The sequence below is a fragment of the Bradyrhizobium sp. LTSP849 genome (genome assembly GCF_000938255.1).
Classification (GTDB): Bacteria; Pseudomonadota; Alphaproteobacteria; order Rhizobiales; family Xanthobacteraceae; genus Bradyrhizobium.
On record NZ_JYMR01000005.1, the window covers coordinates 1 to 20425 of the forward strand.

The window sequence follows — 20425 nt, forward strand, 5'->3', positions numbered from 1 at the left end:
ATTTTATAGCCGAACACGCTCTTTTTGCCTTTCCGGCCCCAGCGAGCATCGCGATCCGCAGATGGTTTGGGTGGCGTATCCTCGCCATCCTTGCGTGCCTTGCGGGGCGGAGTGGCTCGTGCCGCGATTAACGAGGCGTCGACCAGCGTTCCCTGCTTGAGGATCAGCTTCTTGGCCTCCAACTGCCGATTGATCTCAGTGAAGATCTTCTCGATCAGACCGTCCTTGGCGAGTTCCTGCCGAAACCGCCACAATGTCGTGTGATCCGGGGTCTGATCGTGCAGGCTCAGACCAACAAAGCGGCGGAACGACAACCGGTCTGCAATGGCCGCTTCCAGCGCGGGATCAGACAGATTGTGCCAGATCCCGGCGAGCAAGCAGCGAAGCAAGACTTCCGCCGGATAGCTGCTGTTGCCGGCACCATCGCCGCCCCGCTTGCCAAGCAGCGAGCGCAGCGGCGCCCAATCCACAACAGCCTCCACCTCATCCAGGATGCTGCTTCGCGGTGCCCGAACCAGGCCATCCGCCAAGCTCATCTGACCGACATTGCGCTCAACCATGGCTCCCCTCGCTAGAATCAGCCATGATTCAAAGAATCACGTGCAGCCGATTGTGCAAAGCCCTCGCAAGGGGAGAAGGGACGGCAGCGCGCCTCTACTCAGTCACCCCCGTCTCACGCTTGCTCCCCCATCCACCGGCAGCGTCACACCCGTGATAAAATTCGCCTCATCCGACGCCAGGAATAGTGCGGCGTTCGCGACGTCCCACCCCGTGCCCATCTTCTTGCGCAGCGGCACCTTGCTGTCGCGTTCGGCTTCGACTTCGGCGCGGGTCTTGGACCATTCGCGGGCGCGGGTATCGACGGCCATCGGGGTGTTCATCAGGCCCGGCAAAATGACGTTGGCGCGGATGCCGTATTCGGCGTTCTGGTAGGCGAGCTGTTCGGTGAAGGCGATCATCGCCGACTTCGTCGCCTTGTAGGCGACGTAGGGATAGGTCGTGATCGCGGCCATCGAAGAGATATTGATGATCGCGCCGCTGTTTTGGGCGCGCATGATCGGGATCACCTCTTTCGCCGCCAGGATGCAGCTCTTCAAATTGATGGCGACGATACGGTCGAACGCCTCTTCGGTCAGCTGAAGCAGCTCGGCGTCACCGCCGGACAGGCTGACGCCGACATTGTTGTGCAGCACATCGATCCGGCGCCAGCGCGCCTGGGCGTCGGCCACCATCGCCTTGATGTCGGTGGATTTTGTGACGTCGGCCCTGAAGGCTGCGGCGATCCCTTGCTTCGCGGCAATCATCGCGGCGGTTTCCTGCGCCGACTCCAGATGATGGTCGACGCACAGCACTTTCGCGCCCTCGCGCGCGAACGTCAGCGCCGTGGCGCGGCCGTTGCCCATGCCTTCGCCGGGGCTCTGGCCGGCGCCGACGACGATCGCGACCTTGTCTTTCAAGCGCATGTCAGTTCACTCCCGGGATCGGGTACTGCTGGAGTACCTCTTTGTAGTAAGGCTCGTTGTCGATCTTCATGGTGGCGAGCACGCGCACCACGCTGCAATAGAAGGCGATGGTCAGGACGAGGTCGACCATAAGCTCGTCGGAAAGTTGTGCCTTGATCTCGGCAAAGGTTGCGTCCGACATCGCGAGCTCGCGCACCATTTCGCGGGCGCCTTTGAGGATCGCTCTCGCCAGCGGCTCCAGCTTCGAGGGCTTGCCCTCGGTCTCCGACATCAGGCCCGCGATGTCCTCGTCGGTGACGCCGAATTCCTTGCCGATCTTCACATGGTGGGTGAATTCATATTCCGACTTCTCCATCCAGCCGACCTGAAGAATTGCCAACTCCCGCAGCCGTGGGTCGAGCTTGCTCTCGAAGCGGATGTAGCCGCCGATGCCGTTGAAGGCGCGTGCCATCTCCGGCGAGTTGACCAGGAGCTTGTGCAGATTGGTGTTGCGCTTGAGCATGTCGCGATATTCGGGCGCGACCTGGTCGGCCTCGAGATAGGGTAGGCGGGCCATCCGACTCATTCCTTCTGCTAGTGTTCTTGTGATTCACGTTCGGGGGCTTGCAGCGTCACGCCGCCGTCGACCACCAGCACCTGGCCGGTGATATAGCGCGCAAAATTGCTGAGCAGGAATTTGACGGCGTGGCCGACGTCCCAGCCGGTGCCTTCGACTCTCAGCACGGAGGCCCTGGCGCGATTGGCACGCGCCTGCTCGCTCATGCCGCGGGCATAGACCATCGGCGTATACATCGGCCCGGGGCAGATGCAGTTGACGCGGATGTTATCGCGGCCGTGATCGACCGCCATCGCGCGGGTGAGGCCGATGATGGCTGCTTTCGACGTCGTGTAGGTCGTCAATCCGCGCGGCCGCAGCGCCGAGATCGAGGAGATGTTGACGATCGCGCCGCCCTTGGCAGTCTTGATCATGGCGGGGATCGCGTGCTTGGAGAGCAGGAACATGGTCTCGACATTGACCTGCATGACGCGGCGATATTGCTCGGGCGCCTCGTCGACCACGCTGCCGCGGCTGCCGATGCCGACATTGTTGTCGAGAAAATCGAGCCGGCCCCAACGATCGAGCGCGGCTTCGACCAGTTTCTTGCAATCAGCTTCGCTGGTGACGTCGCCGCCATGGGCCGCGGCCGTGCTGCCGTTGGCTGCGATCATCTCCACGGTGCGCTCGGCGAGCTTGAGGTCGCGATCGGCCACCAGTACATTTGCGCCGGCGCGAGCCAACAAAATTGCTGCGGCGCGGCCGTTGCCGATGCCGTCGCCCGCGGCGCCGCCGCCGCTGATCAGCGCCACCTTGCCGGCGAGGCCAGCATCGTCCTCAGGGCCCTGCATGTCGTTTCATCCCGATATTTTCGTGCAGATTAGCAATCGCCCCGACAGGTGAGAAGGCCGGCCATCACGCGCCGATGTCATTGACATCGCATGGAATTGCATGCCGCCGCGCGGCAGGAGGCACGGTTGAGCGGGTATGTTGCGGAACCGTCTTCACGCAACTGCGTTTGTCGGCGGGCCTTTTTCGCGTTACGCTGTCCCTCGGGGTTTCCCAATCGCCAGTGGCTTGCCGATGAATCTGCTCGATCCACAAGGGCCGGTGGCTGCGGCCAACAGCACCATCCTGGTCGATTCCGTCTTCATCATGCTCGCGATCGTGGTGCCAACCATCATCGCGATCCTGGCGTTCGCGTTCTGGTTTCGCGCGTCGAATCCGAAGGCGAAATTTCAGCCTGACTTCGTCTATTCCGGTCGCGTCGAGATGGTGGTGTGGGCGATCCCGGCGCTGACCGTGATCCTGCTCGGCGGTGTCGCCTGGATCGGTTCGCATAAGCTCGATCCCGCGGCGCCGGTGCCGGGCACCGGCAGCCCGGTGCGGATCCAGGCCGTCTCGCTCGATTGGAAATGGCTCTTCATCTATCCGGATCAGCGTATCGCCACTGTCAATACGCTGACGGTGCCGGCCGGCGCTGAGCTGAATTTCCAGCTGACGTCGTCGAGCGTGATGAACGTGTTCTTTATCCCACAGCTCGGCAGCATGATCTACAGCATGAACGGCATGGTGACGCGGCTGAACCTGCGCGCAGACAATGAAGGCAAGCTCCAGGGCCTGGGAGCGCATTTCTCCGGCGACGGCTTTCCGGACATGATGTTCGACGTCAATGTGATCTCGCCGCTCGCTTTTCCCGATTGGGTGGCGGCGACCGCGAAGTCCGGTGCCGTGCTGAACGAGGAGAGCTACACGAAGCTGATGCAGCAGGGCATCGAGCGGGGCAGGCCGACCTATCGCCTCGACGATCCCCGCCTGTTCGATCTGATCGCGACCCAGCACATTCCGCCAGGGCCCGGCCCGGAGCTGATCTCCGATGCCGGCCGTCCGCACAGTGGAGGCCATGATGCTCGGTAAGCTCGATTGGTCCGCGATCCCGTTCGGCCAGCCGATCCCGCTGATCGCGGGCGCCGTGGTGCTGGTTGCGATCCTTGCGGTGCTGATCTGGGTCGTGGTGAAAGGGCACCTGCCTTACCTCTGGCACGAATGGATCACCAGCGTCGACCACAAGCGCATTGGCGTGATGTATATCCTGCTGGCATCAGTCATGCTGCTGCGCGGCGGCAGCGACGCCATCATGATGCGGATCCAGCAGGCGGTCGCTTATCAGTCACAGGGCTATCTGCCGCCGGAGCATTACAACCAGATCTTCTCGGCGCACGGCACCATCATGATCTTCTTCACGGCGATGCCGTTCGTGATCGGGCTCATGAACCTGGTGGTGCCGCTTCAGCTCGGGGTGCGCGACGTCGCCTTTCCCACGCTCAACTCCGTCGGCTTCTGGCTGACAGCGACCGGCGCGCTGCTGGTCAATATCTCGCTCGTGGTCGGCGAGTTCGCGCGCACCGGCTGGCTGGCTTTTCCGCCGCTGTCGGAACTGTCCTATTCGCCGGGTGTGGGCGTCGACTATTACGCTTGGTCGCTCCAGATCTCCGGCGTCGGCACGCTGGTCGCCGGCATCAATCTCGTGACGACAGTGCTGAAGTTGCGCACAAAAGGCATGAACTATCTGCGCATGCCGATGTTCTGCTGGACCACGCTGGCCTCGAACCTCCTGATCGTCGCGGCCTTCCCGATCCTCACCGCCACGCTGGCGATGCTGCTGCTCGACCGTTATCTCGGCTTCCATTTCTTCACCAACGAGGCCGGCGGCAACGTCATGATGTTCATGAACCTGATCTGGGCCTGGGGCCATCCGGAGGTCTACATCCTCGTGCTGCCGGCCTTCGGCATCTTCTCCGAGGTGGTCTCGACCTTCTCCGGCAAGGCGCTGTTCGGCTATCGCTCGATGGTACTTGCGACCATGGCGATCTGCGTCATCTCCTTCATGGTCTGGCTGCATCATTTCTTCACGATGGGCGCAGGCCCCGACGTCAACGCCATCTTCGGCATCGCCAGCATGATCATCGCGGTGCCGACGGGGGTGAAGATCTACAATTGGCTGTTCACGATGTATGGCGGCCGTATCCGCTTTGCGACGCCGATGCTGTGGGCCGTCGGCTTCATGGTCACCTTCATCATCGGCGGATTGACGGGCGTGCTGGTCGCGGTGCCGCCGGCCGACTTCATGCTCCACAACAGCATGTTCCTGGTGGCGCATTTCCATAACGTGATCATCGGCGGCGTGCTGTTCGGCGCCTTCGCCGGCTTCGAATACTGGTTTCCCAAGGCATTCGGCTTCCGCCTCGACGAGCGCTGGGGCAAACGTGCGTTCTGGTTCACCTTCACGGGTTTCTACGTCACCTTCGTGCCGCTCTATGTCGCCGGCATGCTCGGCATGACGCGGCGCCTGCAGCACTATGAGGTCGCGGCGTGGCGGCCCTGGATGATCGTGGCGGCGTTCGGCATGGCCGTGCTGACGATCGGAGTGATCTGCCAGATCATGCAGCTCGTCGTCAGCATCCGCAATCGCGAGGCGTTGCGCGACCGTACCGGCGATCCCTGGGACGGCCGCTCGCTGGAGTGGGCGACCTCGTCGCCGCCGCCGGTGTTCAATTTCGCCTTCCATCCCGACGTGCGCGGCGAGGACGCCTATTGGGACATGAAGGTCGCTGCCCAGCAGCAATCGCTCGACCACACCGCACCCGAATATCACGACATCGAGATGCCCAAGAACTCGCCGACCGGTTTTGTCTGCGCGTTCTTTGCCACCATCATGGGCTTCGCGCTGATCTGGCACATCTGGTGGATGGTGATTTTGGGCGGCATCGGCGCGATCGCGACCTTCGTCGTGTTCGCCTGGCGCGATCATGATGAGTACGTCATTCCGGCAGCCGAGGTCGCGCGCATCGACCGCATCAATCTCGAGGAACGGCGCGGCCTCGTCAGCATGGCGGGGATGATCTGATGTCGATGACCGCAACCGTCGGCCGCGCGCACGCCGATCCGCATCACATCGGGCTCGTTGTCGAGCATCCCGGACCCGCGCCGAAGCGCACCGTGACCGCCTACGGCTTCTGGGTCTTCCTGCTCTCCGACATCGTGATGTTCTCCTGCTTCTTCGCGGCTTACGCGGTGCTGGCCGACCAGACCGCCGGCGGCCCGAAGGGCTCGGAGATTTTCGAGCAGCGCAACGTTGCGATCGAGACGGTCTGCCTGCTGCTGTCGAGCTTCACCTGCGGCATGGCCAGCATTGCGGCCGACGTGCGTAACCGGTTCTGGTTCTACCTCGGCATGGCCGTGACCTGCGTGCTGGGGTTGATCTTCCTCGCCATCGAGTTCCGCGAATTCGCCGATCTCGTCTCGCGCGGTTACGGCCCGTCACGCAGCGCGTTCCTGACGTCGTTTTTCTCGCTGGTGGGCTGCCACGGCCTCCACGTTTCGGCTGGCATATTGTGGCTGCTCACCATGATGGCCCAGGTCTTCGCAAAGGGCTTTCGTGCCGACGTCCTGCGCCGGATGATGTGCTTTGCGCTGTTCTGGCATGCGCTTGACATCGTCTGGGTTGGGGTTTTCTCTGTCGTCTATTTGCTTGGGAGTGGCGTATGAGCGATCAGACACATATGCCTGTCGAACACGACCTCGCACCGGGCGAGGAAGAGCAACACAGCGTCGGTGAGCGGATCACAGGTTATGTCGTCGGCCTCGCGCTTGCGCTGTTGCTCACGGCGACGTCGTTCTTCATCGCCGGCACCAATCTGGTCTGGCAGCCTTCAATCCCCGTCGCGCTGATCGTGCTCGCGATCGCGCAGATGGGCGTGCATCTGGTGTTCTTCCTCCACATCACGACGGGGCCCGACAACACCAACAACGTGCTGGCGCTGGCGTTCGGGCTTATGGTCGTGTTCCTGGTGGTCGGCGGGACCGTCTGGATCATGGGGCATCTCAATCAGAACATGCCGCCGATGGACCAGATCATGCAGATGCGACAGTAGTAGAGCCCGCACAAAAAAGAAGAGCCGCTCGTTTGTGACAAGCGGCCCAAGTCTAGGGAGGAAACGCCCGAGCAAAGACAATCCGATGAGGATCGTCTGCCAAGGATGCACTCGCGCAAGGCGCGTGCGCACGTTGATAAGTGCAGCAACTCGCGATGGAGTTCAATTCCGGATCAATACTGTCTCCGGCCACCACTCACGGGTGCGTGAACCAATTGTTCACTTTGGCCGGCGGCAGTTGTACGCCTTGCGGAAGCCCGAGGCCTGGGCGTCGTCCTCCGAGCAGAACCAGCGGTCCGGCCTGGTGGTCGCGGCATAGCTGGGGCAGCCTCTCAAGTGGTAGATGCCGATATTGCCGGTGACGCGCGCGCGCACCGCGAGCTTGCCCTTGATGGCGCAGCTCGGCGGCGCCGTCAGCTCGTCCGGAAACAACACCCCGCGGATCTCCTTGTCACGGTCGGAGCGGCAGGCGGCGCCGAGAAGCGCGCCGTCCCTCTTGCCGGTACGGAATTCTTGCGGTGCAACAAAGCAGCCCTTCCAGATGCCGGCCGAGGCGGTCTTGGCGTCAGCCGCCGCCGACTTGATATTGGCCTTGATCGGATCGCGCGCGATGGCGAAGCCGAGCTTGACCAGTTGCTCGTTCAAGCTGACCTTGTCGCCCTCGGCCGTGCAGATGGCCCGGTGCCGTTTGCCAAAGTTCTTTTCGGGGCCGACATCGTCGCAGCGCACGGAGCGTCCGCCGATCAGCTTGGTCAGCTGGTCGCGGGCGTCGATGCCGCAGGTCCAGGGATCGGCGTGGTCGTCGATGCAGACCTGGTCCAGTTCCGGCGCATCGATGCCGTCGAGCCGGTAGGTGATATCACCAAGCTGGATGGAATTGGCGTCCCGGGCGGTTGCGGCTGCGGTCAGCGCGGAGGCTGGCCCGGATGCGGCCAGAAATCCTGACAGAGCGAGACATAAAACAAGCGCGAAAGCGCGGGCGGCGGCATAGGAATTTCGGAAGGACATGCGGTCTCGCTATCGATTGCTCTTGCGCTTCGTTCCTAGCATCCGGATGTGGCGATACCAATGGTCTGCGCCCTGCGAAGTGCGACATTCCGGCCTCGTGGCTTTACTCAGCCGCCGCTCTGATCCTATCGTTTGCGATAAGCCAGCGTGCCGTGAAGGCCGAATCGCCCGGGAAGCGGCGAGGGCGGGAGGAAAAGGTTGCGATGAAAGACCCCGTGGACGTCCTGATCATCGGCGCCGGCGCTTCGGGCGCCGCAGTCGCGTGGTCGCTGGCCGAGACCAAGATGCACATTCTCTGCCTGGAGCAGGGCGGCTGGATGAACCCGGCGGAATACCCGAGCACGGGCCGGGACTGGGAAGCCAAGTTCTACGGTGAGTGGTCATCGAGCCCCAATATCCGGGGACGGCCCGAGGACTATCCGATCAACGACGACAATTCACCGATCAAGGTGGTGAATTACAACGCCGTCGGTGGCTCGACGGTGATGTACACCGCGCATTGGCCGCGGCTGCACCCTTCCGATTTCAAGGTGAAGACGCTCGACGGCGTCGCCGATGACTGGCCGATCGACTACGACGCGCTGACCCCATTTTTCGAAGAGAACGACCGGATGATGGGGACCTCAGGGCTGTCGGGTGATCCGTTGTCGCCGCTGACCCATCCGCCGATGCCGCAGCAGCCGATGGGATTGTCCGGCGCCATCATCGGCAAGGCCATGAACGAGTTCGGCTGGCACTGGTGGCCGTCCGATACGACGGTCGCGACCATGGACTACGAGGGCAGGGCTCGCTGCATCAATCTCGGCCACTGCACGCCGGCCTGCGCGCAAGGCGCAAAGTCCTCGACCGACATCACCTATTGGCCGCACGCGGTTCGCGCCGGCGTCGAGCTGCGCACCCATTGCCGGGTGCGCGAGATCACGACCGACGAGAACGGCATGGCCTCGGGTGTGGTCTATTACGACAAGGACGGTGTCGAGCAGTTTCAGCCCGCGCATGTCGTCATCATCGCCTGCAATGGCGTCGGCACGCCGCGCTTGTTGCTGAACTCCGCGTCGGGGCGATTTCCAGACGGTCTTGCCAATTCGTCGGGTCTCGTCGGCAAGAATCTGATGTTCCACCCTTATGCGCAGATCTACGGCTATGTGAAGGAGCCGACCGATAGTAACCGCGCGCCGCCGACCTGCCTCTGGAGCAAGGAGTGGTATGACACCGACCTGTCCCGCGGCTTCGTGCGCGGCTATGGCGTGCAGTTCGTCCGCGGCGCTGGGCCAGTATTCGAAGCCGTCGTGAGCGAGCAGAAGGGCATTCTGCCGTGGGGCGCCGATCATCACCGCGTGTTCCGCAAGCTCAATGGCCACCGGCTGGGTTTCTCCGCGATCTGCGAGGACCTGCCGGAAGAGCACAATCGCGTCACGCTTGATCCGGTCCTCAAGGACAGCCACGGCATTGCCGCGCCGAAGATCGACTACACGATCAGCGAGAACAGCCGGAAGATGATGGAGCATGCGCTGGCGCGCGGCCGCGAGGTTCTCGAGACGGCGGGCGCGACCGACATCTGCGTCAATTCGCCGATCCCGTGGGGCGGCTGGCATCTGCTCGGCACCGCGCGGATGGGCACCGATCCCGAACGCTCCGTCGTCAACGAATGGGGCCGCTCGCACGACGTGAAGAACCTCTTCATCGTCGACGGCAGCATCTTCGTCACCTCGGGCGGCGTGAACCCGACGTCCACCATCCAGGCCCTCGCGCTCTACATCGCCGACCAGATGAAGCAGCGTCTCGCCAATTTGTTCGATTAAGGCCGTCATGTCCGCAGACAATCAACTGACACGCACTCAATGCAACGATCTCCGCACAATTGCTGCGATGATCGTTCCCGCTAGTGACGAGTACAAGGTGCCCGGCGCCGACGATCCCGCGATCCAGGCCGATATCCTTGCGACGCTCGGCCGCGACACCAAACTGGTGGCGGCGGCGCTCGACCATCTGGCGCGGCTCGCAGGCCAGCCGCTCGCGGAGCTCGATGCCGGGAAGCGCGATGCGGTAGCGCAGGAGTTTCGCAAGCACGGCGGCGCGGCGGCCGCAACGCTCGTTCGCGTCGTGCTGCAATGCTACTACCGCGACGATCGCGTGCTGCGTTCGCTTGGGCTGGAGCTGCGCGCGCCATTCCCAAAGGGCTATGTGCTCCCGGATGGCGACTGGTCGCTGCTCGATCCAGTCAAGGCAAAGGCGGGCACGCTCCGGCGCGCGCCCTAGCCACCTGGGCAGTCCAGCCTTGCGCCCCAAGCGGGCCACTTGCGCGAGAGGGAACAGGCCACCATCTCTGTGAGCCTCAAGGACTCTTGCCATGTTGGATTTTACCTCAGATATCGCCGATGACGGCTCGTCATCGCGAACGGCAGCGGCTGCCCCGGCCGATGACCGGGCCCTGCTGGACGCCTATTCCAATGCCGTGATCGACGTGACCGATCGCGTCGGCCCTGCCGTCGTGCGGGTCGAGACCGGACCAAAAGTGCCGAACGGCCGCGAGCGCGGCGGCCTCGGCTCGGGCATCGTGATCTCTCCGGATGGATTGGTCCTCACAAATAGCCACGTGGTCGGCTCCTCCAAGGAGATCCGGCTGCGGGACGTCGAAGGTAACGTCGGTGATGCCCGCGTGCTCGGCGTCGATCCCGACACCGACCTTGCGCTGCTGCGCGCCAACGGCGTCCGCGACTTGCCCTATGCCGCGCTCGGCAACTCCAAGAGCCTCAAGCGCGGCCAGCTCGTGATCGCGATCGGCAACCCGCTCGGCTTCGAGTCAACCGTCACCGCCGGCGTCGTCTCGGCGCTGGGGCGCTCGATCCGCTCGGTCAGCGGACGCACCATCGAGGACGTGATCCAGACCGATGCCGCGCTCAATCCCGGCAATTCCGGCGGGCCGCTGGTGTCGTCGAATGCCGAGGTGATCGGCATCAACACCGCCATCATCAGCGGTGCGCAGGGCATCTGCTTCGCGGTTGCCAGCAACACCGCGCAATTCGTGCTGTCGGAGATCATCCGCCACGGCTACGTCCGCCGCGCCTATATCGGCGTCGCCGGACAGACCGCGCCAGTCCCCCGGCGCCACGCGGTGCTGGCGGGCGTTGAGAACAAGATGGGCGCGCTGCTGGCGCAGATCGAGCCTGACGGGCCGGCGGCAAAGGCGGGCCTGCTGTCCGGCGACGTCGTGATCAGGCTGGACGGCGTAGAGATCAACGGCGTCGACGACCTGATCCGCGTGCTCGACCGTGACCGGATCGGCCGGCGGCTCGCTATGGACGTGTTGCGGCTCGGCCGGTTGCGGGCGATCGACATCGATCCCGTCGAGCGCAAGCCTGCGCGCTAGCCTCTGATGCCCGGGGCGGGGTATGACGGTGTTATGCCTCGTTCCGGGAAACCCGCCGCATGATGCCGGCGCATGAGACCTACGACGTAATTGTCATCGGCGCCGGCGCGGGCGGCATGACGGCTGCTGCCGTCGCCGCCGCCGAAGGCTTGCGCGTGTTGGTCATCGAGAAGACGGCGTTCGTCGGCGGCACCACGGCCTGGTCGGGCGGTATGGTCTGGATCCCCGCCAATCCCAAGATGAAAGAGGCGGGGCTTTCTGACAGCGTCACGGATGCCGTCCAATATCTCGCGAGCACCGTGCCTGAGCCTGCCAATGCCGGCTTGCGCGCCGCCTTCCTCGCGCGAGGGCCGGAGGCCATCGCCTATCTCGAGGCCAAGACGGAGGTTCGCCTCCAGCCGGTGAAGGCCTACCCGGACTATTATCCGGAGCGGCTGGGCGCCACGCCCGGCGGGCGCGTGCTGGAGCCGGTCGCGTTCGATGGCAGGCGGCTGGGCGCGAGTTTCGCACGGCTGCGGCCGCCGCTGCCGGAGTTCACGCTGTTCGGCGGGATGATGGTCAATCGGCTCGACATCCCGCATCTGCGCCGGGTCGGAAAATCGCTGCGCTCGACCTTGCGCGCGGCGCGGCTTGTTTCCGAATACGCGTTGCAGCGGCTGCGCAACCCGCGCGGCACGACGCTGTATCTCGGCAATGCGCTCGCCGCGCGGCTCTATGCCTCGCTGCTGGCGCGGCAAGTTGAAATTCTCTTCAGCGCCGATGTCGAAGATCTGTCGATGCAGGGCGATCGCGTCGTTGGCGTGGTGATCCGTCACGGCTCGCGCGATCGCCCGATCTCCGCACGTCGCGGCGTGGTGCTGGCGACCGGCGGCTTTTCGCACGATGCCGCCTTGCGCAAACGTTTCTTCCCACCCGCGGCCGGGTTCGTCTCAGCAACCAATACATCCGGCACGGGTGATGGGCTTCGCTTCGCGACGACAGCCGGGGGTGCCGCGCTCAACACGGATGCCACCAGCCCGGCGTATTGGGTGCCGGCCTCGCTGTTTCGGCGCGCCGACGGCAGCCGCGGCGTGTTCCCGCATACGGTGACGGATCGCGCCAAGCCCGGCGTGATCGCCGTCAACGCAGCTGGCCGGCGCTTCGTCAACGAGGCGCTGTCCTACCATGAATTCGTGCTCGCCATGCTGCGCGACGGCAACGGCGAGCCCGATCGGCCCTTCCATCTGATCTGCGATCGCCAGTTCCTGTGGAGCTACGGCCTCGGCCGCATCAAGCCCTTCACCCGCAACGTTCGGCGCTATGCGGCGAGCGGTGAGCTGATCGAGGCTCCAGATATCGAGCAACTTGCGGCGAAGATCGGCATCAAGCCGCCCGCGCTCGCCGCGACCATTGCAAACTACAACACCGATGCGAAGGAGGGCCGCGATCCCGAATTCGGTCGCGGCAGCACGATTTATCAGCGCCACCTCGGCGACGCCGCGCACAAGCCCAACCCTTGCGTCGCACCGATCATCCGCGCGCCGTTCTTCGCGATGCGCATCTATCCAGCCGACCTCGGCACCGCGATCGGTATGAAGGTCGATGCCCAGGCCCGCGTGCTGCGCGACGACGGCACGCCCATTGCGGGGCTCTATGCCTGCGGCAACGACATGGGCTCGATCATGAATGGCAACTATCCGGGGCCGGGCATTACGCTCGGGCCGGCGCTGACGTTCGGGTATGTTGCGGGACGGCATTTGGCGGAGGGGGCAGCCGTGACGATGAGTGCGGTTACAGCGTCAGTCTAGCCATCTCCACCGCTGTCATGCTCCGCGAAAGCGGGGCATCCAATACGCCGCGGCCCATCGATTCAACCACTCCTGTCTCGGCGCACTGGATCGCCCGGTCAAGCCGGGCGATGACAGCTGAGAACACGGCGACAGCTACTCCGCCGCTGCCGCAAAGCGGCTGTTCTCCAGCTCCGCCTCGAGCCGGGCCTTCTCCGCCACCGCCAGCTTGATATTGGCTTCCTTAACGTGGCCGAAGCCGCGGATTGTCTCCGGCACGCGTGCAAGCCTCGTCAGCAGTGGGATCTGCGCGGCCTTCAGCCCAGCGATCCGCTGATCGATCATCGCGAGATAATCCTCGATCAGCTTGCGCTCGGTCCTGCGCTCCTCGGTACGTCCGAACGGATCGAACGCACCGCCGCGCAGGAACTTCAGCTTTGCCAGCGCGCGGAACGCGTGGATCATCCAGCCGCCGAACTCTTTCTTCTGAAGATGCCCAGTCGTCTTGTCACGCTGTGCGAAGATCGGGGGCGCCAAATAGAACTTCAACGAAAAATCGCCGTCGAACTTCTCCGACACTTTTTTGGCAAAACTGCCGTCGGTATAGAGCCGCGCGACTTCATATTCGTCTTTGTAGGACATCAGCTTGAACAGGCTTTTTGCTACGGCTTCCGTAAGCTCGGTCGACGCAGGCGAGGCAGCGTTCTCTGCCTTGCGCACCTTGGTGACGGCAGCGAGGTAGCGGTCCGCGTAGGCCTTGTCCTGATAGCCGGTCAAGAACTCTGCGCGCGTCGCAATGATGTCGTCGAGCGACTTCGTTGGCGCACTCGCCCGGCTCTTGAACTGGAGCACGCTGCGCACCCGCGTCATGTCGTGGGCGGCCAGCCGCCCCCAGGTGAAGGCGAGCTTGTTCATCTCGATTGCGGCACCGTTGATCTCGATGGCGCGGAGCAGGGCCTCCAGCGACAGCGGGATCGCGCCCTTCTGGAAGGCGAAACCGAGCATGAAGGGATTGGTCGCAATCGAATCGCCCATCAGCGCCGCGGCGATGCCGGTGGCGTCGATGATGTCGAGGTTCTTGTCGCCGATCGCATCGCTCAGCACAGTCTGCATCGTGCCCATCTCGAAATCGAGATCGGGGTTCTGCACAAAACTCGCGGTCGGCTGGAGATCGGCATTGATGTAGGCTTTCGTCACCCCGCGCTCGGCACGGCTGAGCGCGGAGGGACCTGCCGAAACGATCATGTCGCAACCGAGGATGACGTCCGCGCCGCCGGTGGTGATGCGGACGGCAGAGATATCCTCCGGCTTTGGGGCGATGCGGACATGGCTCATCACCGCACCGTTCTTCTGCGACAGGCCGGTGAAATCCAGTGCCGAGCAGCCGCGGCCGTCGACATGCGCGGCCATGCCGAGCAGCGCACCGATGGTGATGACACCGGTGCCGCCGATGCCGGTGACGAGGATGTTGTAGGGGGCCTCCAGCTCGCGTGCGGGCGGCAGCGGGAGGTCGGCGAACAACTGCCCGGAATCAACGCCCGAGGTCTTGATGCGCTTGAGCGTACCGCCGTGCACGGTGACAAAGCTCGGGCAGAAACCCTCGACGCAGGAAAAATCCTTGTTGCAGTTCGACTGGTCGATCTGGCGTTTGCGACCGAACTCGGTCTCCAGCGGCTGCACCGAGACGCAGTTCGAGGCTTGCGAGCAATCGCCGCAACCTTCGCAGACCAGCTCGTTGATGAAGGCGCGCTTGGCGGGATCGGGATAGAGTCCGCGCTTGCGGCGGCGGCGCTTTTCCGCCGCACAGGTCTGGTCGTAGATGAGGACGGTCAGGCCCTTGATGTCGCGCAGCTCGCGCTGGACAGCGTCGAGCTCGCGGCGGTGATGGATGGTTGCGCTTTGCGGGAAGTAATTGCCTTCGGGATATTTGCTCGGATCGTCCGAGACGATCGCGAGCCGCTTGACGCCCTCAGCCCAGACCTGGTGCGCGATCTGCGCAACGTTGAAACCGCCCTCGGCCGGCTGGCCGCCGGTCATCGCCACCGCATCGTTGTAGAGGATCTTGTAGGTGATGTTGATGCCGGCGGCGGAAGCGGCGCGAAGCGCAAGCAGGCCGGAATGCGTATAGGTGCCGTCACCGAGATTCTGGAAAATGTGCTGCTCGGTGGTGAAGGGCGACTGCCCGATCCAGTTCACGCCCTCGGCGCCCATATGTGAGATCAAATCGGTGCGGCGGGTCGGCATGCTCAAGGCCATGCCATGGCAGCCGATGCCGGCCATGGCGCGGCTGCCTTCGGGTACTTTTGTCGAAGAGTTGTGCGGGCAGCCCGAGCAGAAGAACGGCGTGCGCGCGAGCTTGATTTGTGCAGTGGCCGGAACAGGATTGTCGAACGCCTCGAGCCGCGCCAGGCGCTGCTCCAGCACCGGGCTGTGATGGCCGAGCTTGCGCAGCCGCGCCAGCAGCGCGGACGCAACGATGGTCGGCGTCAGCTCGCCTTCGCTCGGCAGCAGCGGCGCGCCGCTCTCGTCGCGTTTTCCCGTCACCGTCGGCCGCTTCGACGCATCGATGTTGTAGAGGATGCGCATCAGCTGGTCTTCGATGAAGCCGCGCTTCTCCTCGACCACCAGCACGTCCTGAAGACCCTCCGCGAAGCGCCTTGCGCCGCTTTCCTCCAGCGGCCAGGTCAGCGCGACCTTGTAGATGCGCAAGCCCAGATCCTGCGCGTCCTTGTCGGTAATGCCCAAGTCGGCGAGCGCCTGGCGCAGATCGAGATAGGCCTTGCCGGTCGCGACAATGCCGAGCCGCGCGGGCTTTGAATCGAGCACGATGCGGTCGAGCTGGTTGGCGCGGGCAAAGGCCTGCACCGCAGCCATCTTCGGGCCGAACAGGCGCCGCTCGGCCTCCAGCGGTGGATCGGGCCAGCGGATGTTGAGGCCGCCGGGCGGCATTTCGAAATCATCGGGCAGCTTGATCTGGATGCGCGCGGGATCGCTATAGATCGACGCCGAGCTCTCCACGGTCTCGCTGATCGCCTTGAAGCCGACCCAGCAGCCGGAGAAGCGCGACAGCGCGAAGCCATAGAGGCCGAGATCGAGATAGTCCTGGAGCGTTGCGGGATTGATCACGGGAATCAGCGCCGCCGCAAACACCTGCTCGCTCTGATGCGCCAGTGTCGAGGACTGGCAGCCATGGTCGTCGCCGGCGAGCGCCAGCACGCCGCCATTGAGCGAGGTGCCGGCGGCATTGGCGTGCTTGAGCGCATCGACCGAGCGATCGACGCCGGGGCCCTTGCCGTACCAGATGCCGAACACGCCATCGACCTTGGCGCCGGGAAACAGTCCGACCTGCTGGCTGCCCCAGACCGCGGTCGCCGCCAGATCCTCGTTCAGCCCGGGTACGAAGGCGATGTCCTGCTGCTGAAGGTGCGACTTCGCGCGCCACAGCGCGTGGTCGTACATGCCGAGCGGGGAACCGCGATAGCCCGAGATGAAGCCGCCGGTGTTGAGCCCCTGAAGCCGGTCGCGTTCGCGCTGCAACATGGGCAATCGAACCAGGGCCTGCGTGCCGGACAGGAAGATCCGCTTCGATTCGAGCCGGTATTTATCGTCCAGCTCGACCTGCATCAGCGTCATTTCGGGAGTCCTTGTTTTTCTTGGTCTGACGGGAATTTTGCGCCGCGGAAAGAGTGGCGGCTTGCGAAGCAGGATGAGGCAGTCAAAAGCATGGGCCAGCGAAGTCAATACGGCTAGCCGCATCTGTGGCGCTCCTGCTAGTCATGGCTTCGATCGGAGGACACCATGGCTGCAAGCGCATTCGAAACCGAGATATCAGAAACGGCCAATGCCTTGGTCGGGCCGTGGCGTCAGCCGCGGCAGATGCTCCACGCGCAGACCTATGACGCGCATGCCTCCATCCACGACGATGCCACCGCGCAAAAGCTTGGCTTCAAGGGCGGCACCATCGAGGGGCCGACGCATTTCAGCCAGTTCGCGCCGCTCGGCGTGCGGTTGTGGGGACAGGCCTGGTTCGAGAGCGGCTGTCTCTCCGCGCACTACCGCAACGCCTGCTTCGAGGGCGAGGAGGTGCAGGCGATCCTGTCGAAGCCATTGCCCGGCACCAGCCAGATCCAGATGGTCAAGCGTGACGGCACCGAGGTGTTGCGCGGCACGGCATCGGTCGGCGATCCCCAAGCTGCGACCGCGCTGGAGGCGCGCCTTGCCGAGCTCAAGCCGCTTACTGATCCCGTGATCCTGCGCGACGTGAAGGTGGCGCAGACCAGCCAGCGGCAGTCGGTGCGGATGGCCTTCGACCAGAACATGGGCGACCTCTATCCGTTCTCGCTGCGGCAGAAGCTCGCCGTCATCACCGAGAACTCGCCATATTATTCCAGCGCGGAGAATCCGTGGGGCCGCGCCATCATTCCGATGGAGATGCTGAGCGTGCTGTTTCAGTACCGCTCCAAGGACGATCCGCTCCCGGCCAAGGGGCCTGCCGTCGGCCTGTTCGCCGACCAGGAGATCAGGCTCGTGAAGGGTCCGCTCTTTGTCGACGAGGCCTATGAAGTCGAGCGCGAGGTCGTCGCGCTCTCCGGCAGTCGCCGCACCGAGAGCGCCTGGATCAAGACGCGCGTGTTCGACAAGACGGGTACGATGGTGGCCACGATGCTGCTCAACATGGCGACGCTAAAGGACTCGTATGCGCCGTATGAGGACGAGTATCGGCGGCTGTACGGAGATACTGCCCGCTAAAAAAGCGAGCTTCGCCGTCGCTCATCATTTGAGCAAATGCACGTCGCAAAGACGTCGCACAGCGAATGAGCAGACCCGCGCTCCTCTCTTAACATTCTGACAGCACAGCAAATTTCTCCGCGTCGCGCGTCGGATTGTCATTGTACACAATGGCACGGCGTTTGCAGAACTCCTGGCAACGAGAGTTCTCGCGGGGGCCTGCGTCATGTTGAACTCAACCAAGCCGACACTGGGCGTCATCAGCGCCGAGCCCGAGCCGATCAAGCTCGACTGGGCGAGCACGGCGCTCGTGATCATCGACATGCAGCGCGATTTCATGGAGCCCGGCGGCTTCGGCGAGACACTCGGTAACGACGTCAGCCAGCTTGCGCGTGCCGTGAAGCCGATCGGCGCGCTGCTGACGGCTGCGCGCGACACCGGCATGCTGGTGGTTCACACCCGCGAAGGCCATTTGCCGGATCTTTCCGATGCGCCGCCGGCGAAAGTCGAACGCGGCGCGCCGAGCCTTCGCATCGGCGATCCCGGCCCGATGGGACGCATTCTCATTCGCGGCGAAGCCGGCCACGACATCATCCCCGAACTCTATCCGCTCGACAGCGAGGTCGTGATCGACAAGCCCGGCAAGGGCGCATTCTACGCCACCGAGCTCACCGACGTGCTGGAGAAATACGGCATCGAGAACCTTTTGGTATGCGGTGTCACCACAGAGGTGTGCGTCAACACCACCGTGCGCGAGGCCAATGACCGCGGCTATCGCTGCGTCGTCATCTCGGACGGCTGCGCATCCTACTTTCCCGAGTTTCACGAGATGGGCCTGAAGATGATCAAGGCCCAAGGCGGCATCTTCGGCTGGGTCGCGGACTCAGCCGCAGTACTGGAGGCGATGAAGACTTCGACCACATAGGGGTATTATCATGAGCGCTTTGACGGGGACGGCCGGCAAGTCCGAGTTTAAGCCGGTACTATGGACACCGGGCGACTGGAACGCGTTTTTCGGCTTCGGCACCAACATCCTCGTCAACATGCTGGTGCTTACGGGCCTGCTTCGTTTCGTGCTGAAGATGCCGGACAGTCTCGTGTTCGGCCGCATCCTGCCCGCGCTCGGGCTGATGATGTGCCTGTCGACCTTCTACTATGCGTACCTCGCCTATCGCCTCGCGCAGAAAACCGGCCGCACCGATGTCTGCGCGCTGCCCTCGGGCGTCAGCGTGCCGCACATGTTCATCGTCACCTTTGTGATCATGCTGCCAGTCACGATCAAGACCGGCGATCCACTCAAGGGCTGGTCGGCCGGCCTGGTCTGGGTGTTCTTCCAGAGCTTCATCTTGATGATCGGCGGCTTCATCGCGCCCTTCATCCGGAAGATCACCCCGCGCGCTGCGCTGCTCGGCACGCTTGCAGGCGTCTCGCTGACCTTCATCGCGATGCGTCCGGCGCTCGAGATGTACATGACGCCGCAAATCGGTCTGGTCTGCTTCGCCGTCATCCTGGTGAGCTGGTTCGGTGGCGTGAAATATCCAAAGGGCATTCCCGCCGGTCTGATCGCGATCGTGGTTGGCATGATCATCGCCTGGGGCTCGAACCTGTTCGGTCTCAGCCTCGGCGGACTGAGCATCAAGGGCGTCGGGGATGCCTTCGCCAATTTCGGCTTCTCGGTGCCGATCCCGGCGGCGGGCTACGTCTTCTCCGGCTTCGAATATCTCGGCGTCATTTTGGTGACCGCTATTCCCTTCGGCATCTATGACCTCGTCGAGGCCATGGATAACGTCGAGAGCGCGGAAGCCGCCGGCGACGAATATCCGACCACGCGCGTGCTGACCGCCGACGGCGTCGTCAGCCTGATCGGCTGCCTGATGGGTAATCCCTTCATCAACGCGGTCTATATCGGTCATCCCGGCTGGAAGGCGATGGGTGGCCGGATCGGCTATTCGGCCGCGACCGGCATCATGGTGGTGGTCCTGTCGTGGTTCGGCGTCATCTCGGTCCTGCTGGCGCTGGTGCCCGTCGTCGCGATCTCGCCGATCCTGCTCTATATCGGCATGCTCATGACTGCGCAGGCATTCCAGACCACACCGTCGAAGCACGCGCCCGCCGTGGCGCTGGCCTTCACGCCGCATCTCGCCGCCTGGGCCAAACTCCAGATCGACACGATGCTGGGCTCGACCATGAATGCGGCGGCAACGGTCGGCGGCATGGCCGCCGACAAGGCCGACGCGGTCAAGGCTGCTGCGATCGCAGCACTGCCGCAGCAGGGCGTGTTCTATCACGGCCTCGAGATCATGGGCGGTGGCTCCATCCTCGGCGGCCTCATCCTGGGTGCGATCGGTGTCTTCATCATCGAGCGTGACTTCGAGAAAGCCTCGGCCTTCGCGCTGGTCGGTGCCGTCTTGACTTACTTCGGCTTCATGCATGGCGAAGCCGTCGGCATCGGCGGCGGGTTCGGCGTGACGCCCGCGGTGGCGTTCGCCTATGCCGTGATGGCGGCGGGCCTGTTCGCGGCGACCAAGCTAGGCGCTACCGAGCACTATGCTGCGCATCCGGAGATGCACGCCGCGCCTGCGGAGTAGGCAGCTCTGACATCAATCGCGGCCGGGTGACGT

Annotated in this window: 17 protein-coding genes; 11 read left to right on the top strand and 6 right to left on the bottom strand. The window is 63.8% G+C overall.

Annotation, left to right across the window (positions count from 1 at the left end):
* The 4 genes from UB31_RS04510 to UB31_RS04525 form a co-directional block, all read right to left on the bottom strand.
* Nucleotides 1–560, bottom strand: a 560-nt coding sequence (locus tag UB31_RS04510; RefSeq protein ID WP_045009489.1) for an IS5/IS1182 family transposase, incomplete at its 3' end; no start/stop codon positions are given.
* A 102-nt stretch (nucleotides 561–662) separates the two neighbouring features.
* Entirely contained in the window at nucleotides 663–1463 is an 801-nt protein-coding gene (locus UB31_RS04515; RefSeq protein WP_045002903.1) for an SDR family NAD(P)-dependent oxidoreductase, read from the bottom strand.
* Between the two features lies 1 nt (nucleotide 1464).
* Nucleotides 1465–2019: a carboxymuconolactone decarboxylase family protein gene (locus UB31_RS04520; protein ID WP_045002902.1), complete on the bottom strand. Its 555-nt coding sequence runs from the start codon at nucleotides 2017–2019 to the stop codon at nucleotides 1465–1467.
* A 17-nt stretch (nucleotides 2020–2036) separates the two neighbouring features.
* On the bottom strand, nucleotides 2037–2849 hold the full coding sequence (locus tag UB31_RS04525; protein WP_045002901.1) for an SDR family NAD(P)-dependent oxidoreductase: 813 nt from the start codon (nucleotides 2847–2849) through the stop codon (nucleotides 2037–2039).
* Between the two features lie 232 nt (nucleotides 2850–3081).
* Between UB31_RS04525 and UB31_RS04530 the strand changes: the two genes are divergently transcribed.
* Genes UB31_RS04530 through cyoD form a run of 4 tightly spaced genes read left to right on the top strand, consistent with a single transcriptional unit; the run spans nucleotide 3082 to nucleotide 6932 of the window.
* Nucleotides 3082–3915: a cytochrome ubiquinol oxidase subunit II family protein gene (locus UB31_RS04530; RefSeq protein WP_045002900.1), complete on the top strand. Its 834-nt coding sequence runs from the start codon at nucleotides 3082–3084 to the stop codon at nucleotides 3913–3915.
* The gene (gene cyoB, locus UB31_RS04535) at nucleotides 3905–5905 is read left to right on the top strand and encodes a cytochrome o ubiquinol oxidase subunit I (RefSeq protein ID WP_045003049.1); all 2001 of its coding nucleotides are present in this window, start codon (nucleotides 3905–3907) and stop codon (nucleotides 5903–5905) included. The genes UB31_RS04530 and cyoB overlap by 11 nt, the downstream gene beginning before the upstream one ends.
* The gene (locus UB31_RS04540; RefSeq protein ID WP_045002899.1) at nucleotides 5905–6546 is read left to right on the top strand and encodes a cytochrome (ubi)quinol oxidase subunit III; all 642 of its coding nucleotides are present in this window, start codon (nucleotides 5905–5907) and stop codon (nucleotides 6544–6546) included. Before cyoB ends, UB31_RS04540 begins: the two co-directional genes overlap by 1 nt.
* On the top strand, nucleotides 6543–6932 hold the full coding sequence (gene cyoD / locus UB31_RS04545) for a cytochrome o ubiquinol oxidase subunit IV (protein ID WP_045002898.1): 390 nt from the start codon (nucleotides 6543–6545) through the stop codon (nucleotides 6930–6932). The genes UB31_RS04540 and cyoD overlap by 4 nt, the downstream gene beginning before the upstream one ends.
* Before the next feature lie 219 nt (nucleotides 6933–7151).
* Here cyoD and UB31_RS04550 read toward each other — a convergent pair whose 3' ends face one another.
* Nucleotides 7152–7940, bottom strand: a complete 789-nt coding sequence (locus tag UB31_RS04550; RefSeq protein ID WP_045002897.1) for a thermonuclease family protein — start codon at nucleotides 7938–7940, stop codon at nucleotides 7152–7154.
* 203 nt (nucleotides 7941–8143) lie between these two features.
* Between UB31_RS04550 and UB31_RS04555 the strand changes: the two genes are divergently transcribed.
* The 4 genes from UB31_RS04555 to UB31_RS04570 all read left to right on the top strand — a co-directional run bounded on the left by UB31_RS04555 (nucleotide 8144) and on the right by UB31_RS04570 (nucleotide 13097).
* Nucleotides 8144–9742 carry a GMC family oxidoreductase gene (locus UB31_RS04555; RefSeq protein WP_045002896.1) on the top strand — a complete coding sequence of 533 codons (1599 nt, stop codon included), beginning with the start codon at nucleotides 8144–8146 and terminating at the stop codon, nucleotides 9740–9742.
* A 7-nt stretch (nucleotides 9743–9749) separates the two neighbouring features.
* On the top strand, nucleotides 9750–10199 hold the full coding sequence (locus tag UB31_RS04560; RefSeq protein ID WP_045002895.1) for a hypothetical protein: 450 nt from the start codon (nucleotides 9750–9752) through the stop codon (nucleotides 10197–10199).
* A 91-nt stretch (nucleotides 10200–10290) separates the two neighbouring features.
* Nucleotides 10291–11310 (top strand): S1C family serine protease, encoded by a 1020-nt coding sequence (locus tag UB31_RS04565; RefSeq protein ID WP_045002894.1) that lies wholly within the window; start codon nucleotides 10291–10293, stop codon nucleotides 11308–11310.
* 59 nt (nucleotides 11311–11369) lie between these two features.
* Nucleotides 11370–13097: an FAD-dependent oxidoreductase gene (locus UB31_RS04570; protein ID WP_045002892.1), complete on the top strand. Its 1728-nt coding sequence runs from the start codon at nucleotides 11370–11372 to the stop codon at nucleotides 13095–13097.
* Between the two features lie 135 nt (nucleotides 13098–13232).
* Here UB31_RS04570 and UB31_RS04575 read toward each other — a convergent pair whose 3' ends face one another.
* Nucleotides 13233–16709: an indolepyruvate ferredoxin oxidoreductase family protein gene (locus UB31_RS04575; RefSeq protein WP_045002891.1), complete on the bottom strand. Its 3477-nt coding sequence runs from the start codon at nucleotides 16707–16709 to the stop codon at nucleotides 13233–13235.
* A 165-nt stretch (nucleotides 16710–16874) separates the two neighbouring features.
* Between UB31_RS04575 and UB31_RS04580 the strand changes: the two genes are divergently transcribed.
* The 3 genes from UB31_RS04580 to UB31_RS04590 all read left to right on the top strand — a co-directional run bounded on the left by UB31_RS04580 (nucleotide 16875) and on the right by UB31_RS04590 (nucleotide 20392).
* The gene (locus UB31_RS04580; RefSeq protein ID WP_045002890.1) at nucleotides 16875–17825 is read left to right on the top strand and encodes a hypothetical protein; all 951 of its coding nucleotides are present in this window, start codon (nucleotides 16875–16877) and stop codon (nucleotides 17823–17825) included.
* A gap of 205 nt (nucleotides 17826–18030) precedes the next feature.
* Nucleotides 18031–18729: a cysteine hydrolase family protein gene (locus tag UB31_RS04585; RefSeq protein ID WP_045002889.1), complete on the top strand. Its 699-nt coding sequence runs from the start codon at nucleotides 18031–18033 to the stop codon at nucleotides 18727–18729.
* A 10-nt stretch (nucleotides 18730–18739) separates the two neighbouring features.
* Entirely contained in the window at nucleotides 18740–20392 is a 1653-nt protein-coding gene (locus UB31_RS04590) for a hypothetical protein (protein ID WP_045002888.1), read from the top strand.
* The last annotated feature ends 33 nt before the right edge of the window (nucleotides 20393–20425 follow it).

What these genes read in the sequence shown, in the direction of transcription:
- UB31_RS04580 (WP_045002890.1), top strand. Translation starts at nt 16,875, where the DNA reads ATGGCTGCAAGCGCATTCGAAACCGAGATATCAGAAACGGCCAATGCC.
- UB31_RS04590 (WP_045002888.1), top strand. Translation starts at nt 18,740, where the DNA reads ATGAGCGCTTTGACGGGGACGGCCGGCAAGTCCGAGTTTAAGCCGGTA.
- UB31_RS04530 (WP_045002900.1), top strand. Translation starts at nt 3,082, where the DNA reads ATGAATCTGCTCGATCCACAAGGGCCGGTGGCTGCGGCCAACAGCACC.
- UB31_RS04520 (WP_045002902.1), bottom strand. Translation starts at nt 2,019, where the DNA reads ATGGCCCGCCTACCCTATCTCGAGGCCGACCAGGTCGCGCCCGAATAT.
- UB31_RS04550 (WP_045002897.1), bottom strand. Translation starts at nt 7,940, where the DNA reads ATGTCCTTCCGAAATTCCTATGCCGCCGCCCGCGCTTTCGCGCTTGTT.
- UB31_RS04525 (WP_045002901.1), bottom strand. Translation starts at nt 2,849, where the DNA reads ATGCAGGGCCCTGAGGACGATGCTGGCCTCGCCGGCAAGGTGGCGCTG.
- UB31_RS04565 (WP_045002894.1), top strand. Translation starts at nt 10,291, where the DNA reads ATGTTGGATTTTACCTCAGATATCGCCGATGACGGCTCGTCATCGCGA.
- UB31_RS04540 (WP_045002899.1), top strand. Translation starts at nt 5,905, where the DNA reads ATGTCGATGACCGCAACCGTCGGCCGCGCGCACGCCGATCCGCATCAC.
- cyoB (WP_045003049.1), top strand. Translation starts at nt 3,905, where the DNA reads ATGCTCGGTAAGCTCGATTGGTCCGCGATCCCGTTCGGCCAGCCGATC.
- UB31_RS04560 (WP_045002895.1), top strand. Translation starts at nt 9,750, where the DNA reads ATGTCCGCAGACAATCAACTGACACGCACTCAATGCAACGATCTCCGC.
- UB31_RS04585 (WP_045002889.1), top strand. Translation starts at nt 18,031, where the DNA reads ATGTTGAACTCAACCAAGCCGACACTGGGCGTCATCAGCGCCGAGCCC.
- UB31_RS04570 (WP_045002892.1), top strand. Translation starts at nt 11,370, where the DNA reads ATGATGCCGGCGCATGAGACCTACGACGTAATTGTCATCGGCGCCGGC.
- UB31_RS04515 (WP_045002903.1), bottom strand. Translation starts at nt 1,463, where the DNA reads ATGCGCTTGAAAGACAAGGTCGCGATCGTCGTCGGCGCCGGCCAGAGC.
- cyoD (WP_045002898.1), top strand. Translation starts at nt 6,543, where the DNA reads ATGAGCGATCAGACACATATGCCTGTCGAACACGACCTCGCACCGGGC.
- UB31_RS04555 (WP_045002896.1), top strand. Translation starts at nt 8,144, where the DNA reads ATGAAAGACCCCGTGGACGTCCTGATCATCGGCGCCGGCGCTTCGGGC.
- UB31_RS04575 (WP_045002891.1), bottom strand. Translation starts at nt 16,709, where the DNA reads ATGACGCTGATGCAGGTCGAGCTGGACGATAAATACCGGCTCGAATCG.